Consider the following 6,916-nt stretch of genomic DNA (forward strand, 5'->3'; position numbering starts at 1 on the left):
CTCGAGACTAGCCTGATCCAGGAGGCGTGGGGCGAGTGGTTTCCGGACGCGCAGGTGCTGGCTTTCGCACAGTGGAAGCGGGTTGGCACCTGGCTTCCAGTCGAACTCGTCAGCAGGGAGGAGGCCGAACAATGGCTGTGGGAATGCCACAAGGGTGAGGTTCCGATTCCTGAAGGCTGGGCTGACTTCATCCGCCTGTGGAGAAATCTGGGACATTTGCGTAACGACCTCTTACACTTTGGCTTCCGAGATGCCGCCCGCAAGGAGTCAGCCATACCGGATGAGGTCAGAGAGAGAATCGTCTCGCTCAGGGCGGCTGTTTTGCCTTTGGGCCTCGAGCTTTCGGAGCCGGTATGAGCACCGTCATCCTCACCACCGTGGGCACCAGCCTGCTCTACAATGCCCGCCGCGAGGGGTTTGTGCTGGATGTTCAGATTCTTCAATTCCTTTCGCGCAACCCTAAGGCCGCCAGTGCCGAAACCAACTCGCTGTTGCGAATTATGCAAAAGGGCAGCGAAGTTGTGCTGTTGCACAGCGATACCGAAGAGGGCAGCCGGGCTGCAGCGCTCCTGGATCGCTACTGGCAGCAACAGGGTGTACCTTGCAGCCTTGTGCGTATTGCTGGGCTGGCCTATGAGGCCCAGGGCTTTGTGGACTATGGCCTGAAAAACTTCGTGCGAACCCTGGCCGGGGAGATTCGTAAGGCCGCCCGTCGGCAGCGGGAGGTGGTGATCAATGCTACCGGCGGTTTCAAGGCCGAGATTGCCTACGCTACTGCGCTGGGGCTGGTCTTCAAAGTGCCGGTCTGCTACATTCACGAACGCTTTCAGGAGATTGTCACGCTGCCACCCTCACCATTTGGCTGGGACAACACCCTGCTCGCCTGGCATGGCGACTTCTTCGACTGGATTGATGCCGAGATGCGGCCCAGACACGAAGTTCATCAGCGGGCCGCCCTGTTGCCCGAAGAAGTCCAGGTGCTGCTGGAGGACTTCGAGATGGAAGACCGGGTCTATACCAGCCTCTCGCCCCTGGGGCAGGCCTACCTCGAGGCCTTCCGGGTCGAGCTCGAGCAGGCCCAGCGGGTGCCGGTGTATCTCTCGGCCCGGGCCCGGCGCATCTGGGAGGGTCTCGAGCCCAGCCCCAGGGCCCGTTACCGTCGCCTTTTGCAGAACCTGCGCCTCTCCAACCGTGCAGCCCAGAGTGAGCAAAAAAGCGGGGGGGGTGACGCGCTGGGCTACCCCAGAGGTCGTGTAGACGAGCGGCTGTTCTATGCCGAAAAAGATGCAAGGCTGTATGTGTTTACCCTCACCCGGCACGGGCCAGAGTACGATCAGCTCTGCCGCGATGGGCTATTCTGGAGCAATTACTCCGAGGATGAATTCAAATTGTGGGAGGGCTAAATGGAAGAGATGGGCCTCGAGGATGACCTCCTGCCTGAAGGCGCGCCCTCACAACCGGCGACGCTGGAGCCTTTGCCCATCAGTTCGCTGGCACAGTATGCGTATTGTCCCCGACGCTGCGCTCTGATTCATCTCGAGGGCGACTGGGCAGATAACCTCTTCACTGAGCGGGGTAGCCGTGCCCACGAAAGGGTGGATATCCCCCAGGGTATGGTGCGCGAGGGTGTGCAGGTCGAGCGGGCGTTGCCGCTGTGGTCGGAACGGCTGGGTCTGGTGGGCAAGGGCGACGTGGTGGAGTTTTCAGACGGGGTTCCTTACCCGGTTGAGTACAAGGTCGGAAGCCGCTGGGACAAACTTTCCGACCGGGTGCAGCTCTGCGCCCAGGGGTTGTGCCTGGAAGAAATGTTCGGGGTTGCAGTTCCCGAGGGGGCGCTGTTTTACAAAAGCAGCCAGCGCCGGCAGGAAGTGCTGTTGACTCCCGAGTTGCGCTCGGCGACCATGACCATTCTCAGCGCGGTGCGGCTTCTGCTACGGCAGAGTCAGCTACCCCCACCCGTAGCCGATGCCCGCTGCCCCAACTGTTCGCTGATCAACATCTGTATGCCCGAGATTCCAGCTGCTCTGGTGGCATTGCGTTTCCGGGATGGGGGAAATTCGTGACTACCCAACTGCTCAATACCCTGTACATCCAGACCCAGGGGGTGTACCTGCGCCTCGAGGGCGATACCCTCCGCATCGAGCAGGAAAAAACCGTACTGCGGCAAATTCCCCTGCACCACCTGGGGGGGGTGTCGCTATTTGGCAATGTGCTGCTCTCGCCATTTTTGCTGCACCGCTGTGCTCAGGATGGCATTGAGCTGGCCTGGTTTGGCGAGAACGGACGCTTCCAGGGGCGCCTGAGCGGCCCCATCGCGGGCAATGTGCTGTTGCGCCGGGCCCAGCACCAGGCCCTGGACTCTTCGTCGAGTTTGCTCTATCTGGCCCAGCGCTTTGTGGAGGCCAAGCTCAAGAACAGCCGGGGGGTGTTGCAACGGGCCGTACGCGAACGCGGCGAGACCGAGGCCCTGAGCCTGGCCATCTACGAGCACGAGGGCGCCCTGCGCCACCTGCCCCAGGCCCGCACCGTGGACGAGGTGCGCGGCCTCGAGGGCAACGCCGCCAGCAGCTATTTTGCTGCTTTTGGCGATCTGCTGCTCTCGGGCGAGTTTCGCTTCGATGGGCGCAACAAACGCCCCCCGCGCGACCCGGTGAATGCTTTGCTGGGCTTTGTGTACGCGCTGCTCACCACCCAGTGCACCGCAGCCCTGGAAGGCGTGGGCCTCGACCCCCAGGTGGGATTCCTGCACGCACTCAGGCCGGGGCGCAATGCCCTGGCGCTGGACTTGATCGAGGAGTTTCGGGCCTGGTGGGCCGACCGGCTGGTGCTCTCGCTGCTGAACCGTAAGCAACTGGCCCCCCGGCACTTCGAGGAGCGGCCCGGCGGGGCGGTGCTGCTGGGCGAGGAGGGGCGCAAGGCGGTGATTGTGGCCTTCCAGACCCGCCGACAAGAAACCGTGCAACACCCCTTGTTCAAGGATCCGGTGCCAGTGGGGTTGCTGCCGCACATCCAGGCCCGCCTGCTGGCCCGCTACCTGCGGGGCGACCTGCCCGAATACCCATCTTTTGTGGGGAGGTAGGGATGGAGCGGCTGGATTTGCTGGTTACCTACGACGTAAACGTCACCTCGGAAGACGGCCAGTCGCGGCTGGCGCGGGTGGCGAAGGTTTGCAAAAACTTTGGCCAGCGGGTGCAGATGTCGGTCTTCGAGTGTCGGGTCACACGGGCCCAGCTCGAGGACATGGAGGCCAGACTGCTCAAGATTATGGAACCCGACAAAGACAGCCTGCGGGTTTACACCCTGGTCGGCGGACGGGACAAATGCCTGCGGGTGTATGGGCTGGACAAATACCAGGATTTCGATGATCCGCTGGTGGTCTGATGCCAGGGCCCTGCCTTCCTGCACCGAGAAGGCTTTACCCATGGGCAAGGGGACGGGACTTCCCTTTGTTGCTGCCGACCCCTCGTCGAGGCGCCCGGAGCGGTGCCAGGGCTACCCAGCCGAACTAGGCCACCCGCCCGATAGGCATCACATACAAAGGCTCGTGTGCGCCGGGCAGGTTCAATTGCCTTGCCACCTCCCTATCCACAAAGGCCCCTACCACTACGGTGCCCAGCCCCAGGGCCTCGGCTTGCAGGTGCAGGTTCTGCCCCACGTGACCCAGCTCCATGTGGGCGTAGCGAACCCCTCTATCGCCATACCGGTCGGTTATTCTCCGGTACTCCGCCGAAATTACAATCGTGACGGGTGCATCGGCAATAAACATCTGATCCAGGCAGGCTGCTGCCAGGGGTCTGCGCAGGTCTCCTGCTCGGACCAGGCGTAGCGAGTGCGGGTGGGGGCTGTAGTGGTAGACCCCGGCCTCGAGGCCCTCGACGCTACCGACCACAACATACACATCCAGCGGGTACTGCGCGCCTGCACTGGGGGCCGCACGCAAAACCCTGCGTACCCTGGCGGGATCGGTAATTCCCTGGGCCGACCAGACCAGTTGCGCTAGCTGGGCCTGGGTAAGGGCGTCATCTCTGAAATTCCGTTCAGACCTCCGACCCTGGATGGCTTCTTCTACCGACAGGGCACCCCGGATCCGGGGGGCTGGCAAGGGAATGCTAACACCACTTTGGGCCATAACACCACTTCCGATGGAGCGGGTGGCAACCAGCCCCAGCCCTACCCCAGCCGCGCTGTGGATAAACTTTCTCCGCGAGATTCTTCGTGACGGTACGGTACGCTTCACACTACCCACCACCCTTTCGCCCAGTTGCGGTTATGGCTGCGCTTGGGGCTGCCCGCGAAAACGTGTGTACCCAGAGCCGGGTTGCGCCCCGGCGTTCGGGCGCAGCCTTGCGATCCAGGATGCGGGCGCTCTTATGGCTCTAAACCGAGCATTGCATCTTTGGGGTTGTCGCCCCAGGGCGCCGAGGATAGGGTGGGAACCGGAGGCTAGCAAGGTACCGCAAGCCAGGGAAAACTTTCTCGCCCGAAATCGGCCAAAAAGAGGACGCCTGCGGGCTAGGGAGGGGAACCCACAGGCGTTGTGAACTGCCCACCAGAGTGGGTTAACATATTTCTACTGTGTTCAAGGGCTGCTGTGTAGGGATGAAAGTCCTGTCTATCCGGTCAGTGCACGAAACAGGATCTCCTGGGTTACCTTCATCCAGTCCAGCATGCGGCTGGCCTCGGGAGAAGTCTCGCCCAGGAAGCTGCGGTAAACCGCAAGATCCAGCATCGCTACCCACAAGGAGCCGTCTTTTTCAAACAGTGTAACTCGCAGTGGGAGGATCAGTCCCGTCTCGGGCTTGCCGGTCAAAAAGGTCTGGTTCAGCCTGGGTGCATCGAGCTCGAGGGTCACGACCCTGGGACCCGCATAATCTTCGCCCGCGTACTGAAACAAAGGGTGTACTGCCACCACCCGGTAGCCTTCGCGCTCGGCGGCCTCGGCCAGCAGTTGTGCGGCCTGGGCCAGATCCTGGGCCTTTTGGATGGGGTGGGTCTGGATGGTGGGGAATGGTTGGGTGAGCATAGCCCTCCTGGTAAATTCTGCGACTTAAGCCAGCGATTTTTGGGCTTTGGCCCGCTTGAGTTCTTCCAGCAGAACCCGCTGGATGCCCCGCTTGCAGGTCAGACAGTCTGCGGTGCTGCCCAGGGCCGAAGCAATGATCCCGGCATCCCAGAGGTTTTGCAGCACCAGGCCGCGCACCTCCGACTCGCGCAGGGCGTGTACCCCGCAGAGGTAGGTCTCATTGGGCTGGCTGGTGGGGCCGGAGCGTACAAAGGCTTCCTGCCAGAACTGCTCTTCTTTTATGGCGATCTGCTCGGAGAATTGCTCCAGATCCAGCTCAGCCAGCGCCTCTTCGATTTCTAGCAGCGGAACCGCGTACTGCTTGAGGTGTTCGAGGGCCTGCTGAATCACTGGATCGTAACCCTCGCGCAGCGCATAGACCGCCCAGAAGTTGGCGCTTGTCCAGGGCTTCTCGGAGTCCAGGGCCTCCAGCAAGGGCATCAGCAAGGCTTTGGTCTGCTGGGTCTCGGCCTCCTTTTGCTCGATGAAGGCAAAGAGGCCGTTCATGCCTGCTCCTCCGCAGCCTCGCCGGTCATGTACAGATGGATCAACCGCAGGTTTTCCTGGGCCTCCGCCGCACCGATCTTCTCGATGGCCTGACCGGCGTGCAGTAAGACCCAGTCCCCCACCCTGATATCCTCCAGCAGCCCGGTAAAAGTATGCCGAACGGTGTCGCCCAACCTCAGGACTGCACTGTCCTGGTCAACAATTTCTACTACTTCGTACGGGATTCCCAAGCACATTTTTTCTACCTCCAGGTCTGGGCCAGGGCCAACTGCCCCAGGGCCAGGCCACCATCGCCGGGCGGTACTCGATGGTTCCAGGCGACCCCAAAGCCCTGTCCACGCAGCCCAGTAAGCGTCATTTGGTGGAGTAAGAGGTTCTGCCAGACCCCACCCGATAGGGCCACGCTGGAACAGCCGTGAGCATCGCGGAGGGTCTGGGCCGCTGCCACCACCCCTGCGGCCAGTGCGGCATGGAACTCCCAGGCTACCTGCTCAGGGGGCATTCCCCCATTTAGGCAGTCCAGAACCGCCTCCAGCAAGGGACGATAGTCCCAGACCAGCAGTCCGTGGACGGGTTGAAGGGGTAGGGCAAGGGCAGGTCGCACGGAACTGGGGCGATGGCCTCGAGCCAGACTTTCCAGCCAGACCGCGGCCTGGCCCTCGAAGTCCAGTCGGGCATGGAAGCCCAGCAGGGCCGCCACCGTATCGAACAGCCGCCCTATGCTGCTGGTTTGCGGCATGGGTAGCCTGGAGCTGAGCAGACTTCTTCCCACGCTTATGGCTTTGCTGGGGAGCCGGTGTTCCCAGCCGCTAAGCGGGTACAAAAACCCTGTTGCGGCCTGCGCGGGAAATACGGCTGCCGCATCGCCGCCCGGCAGGGGGGCATACTGCAGGTGGGCCACCCGCCTCAGACCCTGTTCCAGCGAGCCATAGAACACCTCCCCACCCCAGATGGCCCCGTCGTCGCCCAGCCCCGCTCCGTCGAAGGCAAAGCCCAGCACCGCCTGATCCCAGCGCTGGTCCTCGGCCAGCACCGAGGCGATGTGGGCCCGGTGGTGCTGTACGGCCAGTTTGGGGCCGGGCAGCTCGGCGGCATACTGGCTGGAAGGATACTCCGGGTGCAGGTCGTGCACCACCAGGGTCTGCCCCAGCTCGATCTGGTACATCTGGCTCAGGTCTGCGATGGTCTCGCGGAAGGCCAGGCGGGCCTCGAGCTCCTCCAGGTCGCCCAGGTGCTGGCTCATCAAGACCTGGCCTCGAGCCGCGAGCGCAATGGCGTTTTTAAGCATGGCCCCCAGGGCCAGGACGGGCTGCTGGAAGCGCCGGGAGTACAGGATGGGGGCGGGGG

8 protein-coding genes and 2 pseudogenes are annotated in these 6,916 nt (G+C 62.6%); 5 read left to right on the forward strand and 5 right to left on the reverse strand.

Going from position 1 to position 6,916, the window contains the following annotated elements:
- The 5 genes and pseudogenes from Q0288_RS13385 to cas2 form a co-directional block, all read left to right on the forward strand.
- Positions 1 to 357 (forward strand): annotated as a pseudogene (locus tag Q0288_RS13385) (hypothetical protein); the annotation flags it as partial.
- Entirely contained in the window at positions 354 to 1,403 is a 1,050-nt protein-coding gene (locus tag Q0288_RS13390; protein WP_299431234.1) for a putative CRISPR-associated protein, read from the forward strand. The pseudogene Q0288_RS13385 and the gene Q0288_RS13390, both read left to right, overlap by 4 nt.
- The gene (gene cas4, locus Q0288_RS13395; protein ID WP_299431236.1) at positions 1,404 to 2,063 is read left to right on the forward strand and encodes a CRISPR-associated protein Cas4; all 660 of its coding nucleotides are present in this window, start codon (positions 1,404 to 1,406) and stop codon (positions 2,061 to 2,063) included.
- Complete coding sequence (gene cas1c / locus Q0288_RS13400; protein WP_299431237.1) at positions 2,060 to 3,079, forward strand: type I-C CRISPR-associated endonuclease Cas1c; 1,020 nt, start codon at positions 2,060 to 2,062, stop codon at positions 3,077 to 3,079. Before cas4 ends, cas1c begins: the two co-directional genes overlap by 4 nt.
- 2 nt (positions 3,080 to 3,081) lie before the next feature.
- Positions 3,082 to 3,381, forward strand: a complete 300-nt coding sequence (gene cas2 / locus Q0288_RS13405) for a CRISPR-associated endonuclease Cas2 (protein WP_299431238.1) — start codon at positions 3,082 to 3,084, stop codon at positions 3,379 to 3,381.
- A gap of 124 nt (positions 3,382 to 3,505) precedes the next feature.
- On the opposite strand, the gene Q0288_RS13410 is transcribed toward cas2, so the two are convergent.
- From Q0288_RS13410 to Q0288_RS13430, 5 genes and pseudogenes are all read right to left on the reverse strand, one after another.
- Positions 3,506 to 4,237, reverse strand: a complete 732-nt coding sequence (locus tag Q0288_RS13410) for a SagB/ThcOx family dehydrogenase (RefSeq protein ID WP_299431241.1) — start codon at positions 4,235 to 4,237, stop codon at positions 3,506 to 3,508.
- A 375-nt stretch (positions 4,238 to 4,612) separates the two neighbouring features.
- Positions 4,613 to 5,023, reverse strand: coding sequence for a DUF302 domain-containing protein (locus tag Q0288_RS13415; RefSeq protein ID WP_299431244.1), 411 nt, complete (start codon positions 5,021 to 5,023; stop codon positions 4,613 to 4,615).
- A 24-nt stretch (positions 5,024 to 5,047) separates the two neighbouring features.
- Positions 5,048 to 5,569 carry a hypothetical protein gene (locus Q0288_RS13420; protein ID WP_299431247.1) on the reverse strand — a complete coding sequence of 174 codons (522 nt, stop codon included), beginning with the start codon at positions 5,567 to 5,569 and terminating at the stop codon, positions 5,048 to 5,050.
- Positions 5,566 to 5,805, reverse strand: a complete 240-nt coding sequence (locus Q0288_RS13425) for a HypC/HybG/HupF family hydrogenase formation chaperone (RefSeq protein ID WP_299431249.1) — start codon at positions 5,803 to 5,805, stop codon at positions 5,566 to 5,568. Before Q0288_RS13425 ends, Q0288_RS13420 begins: the two co-directional genes overlap by 4 nt.
- Before the next feature lie 5 nt (positions 5,806 to 5,810).
- Positions 5,811 to 6,916 (reverse strand): annotated as a pseudogene (locus Q0288_RS13430) (carbamoyltransferase HypF); the annotation flags it as partial.

This window comes from uncultured Meiothermus sp. (assembly GCF_937863175.1).
Taxonomy (GTDB): domain Bacteria; phylum Deinococcota; class Deinococci; order Deinococcales; family Thermaceae; genus Meiothermus.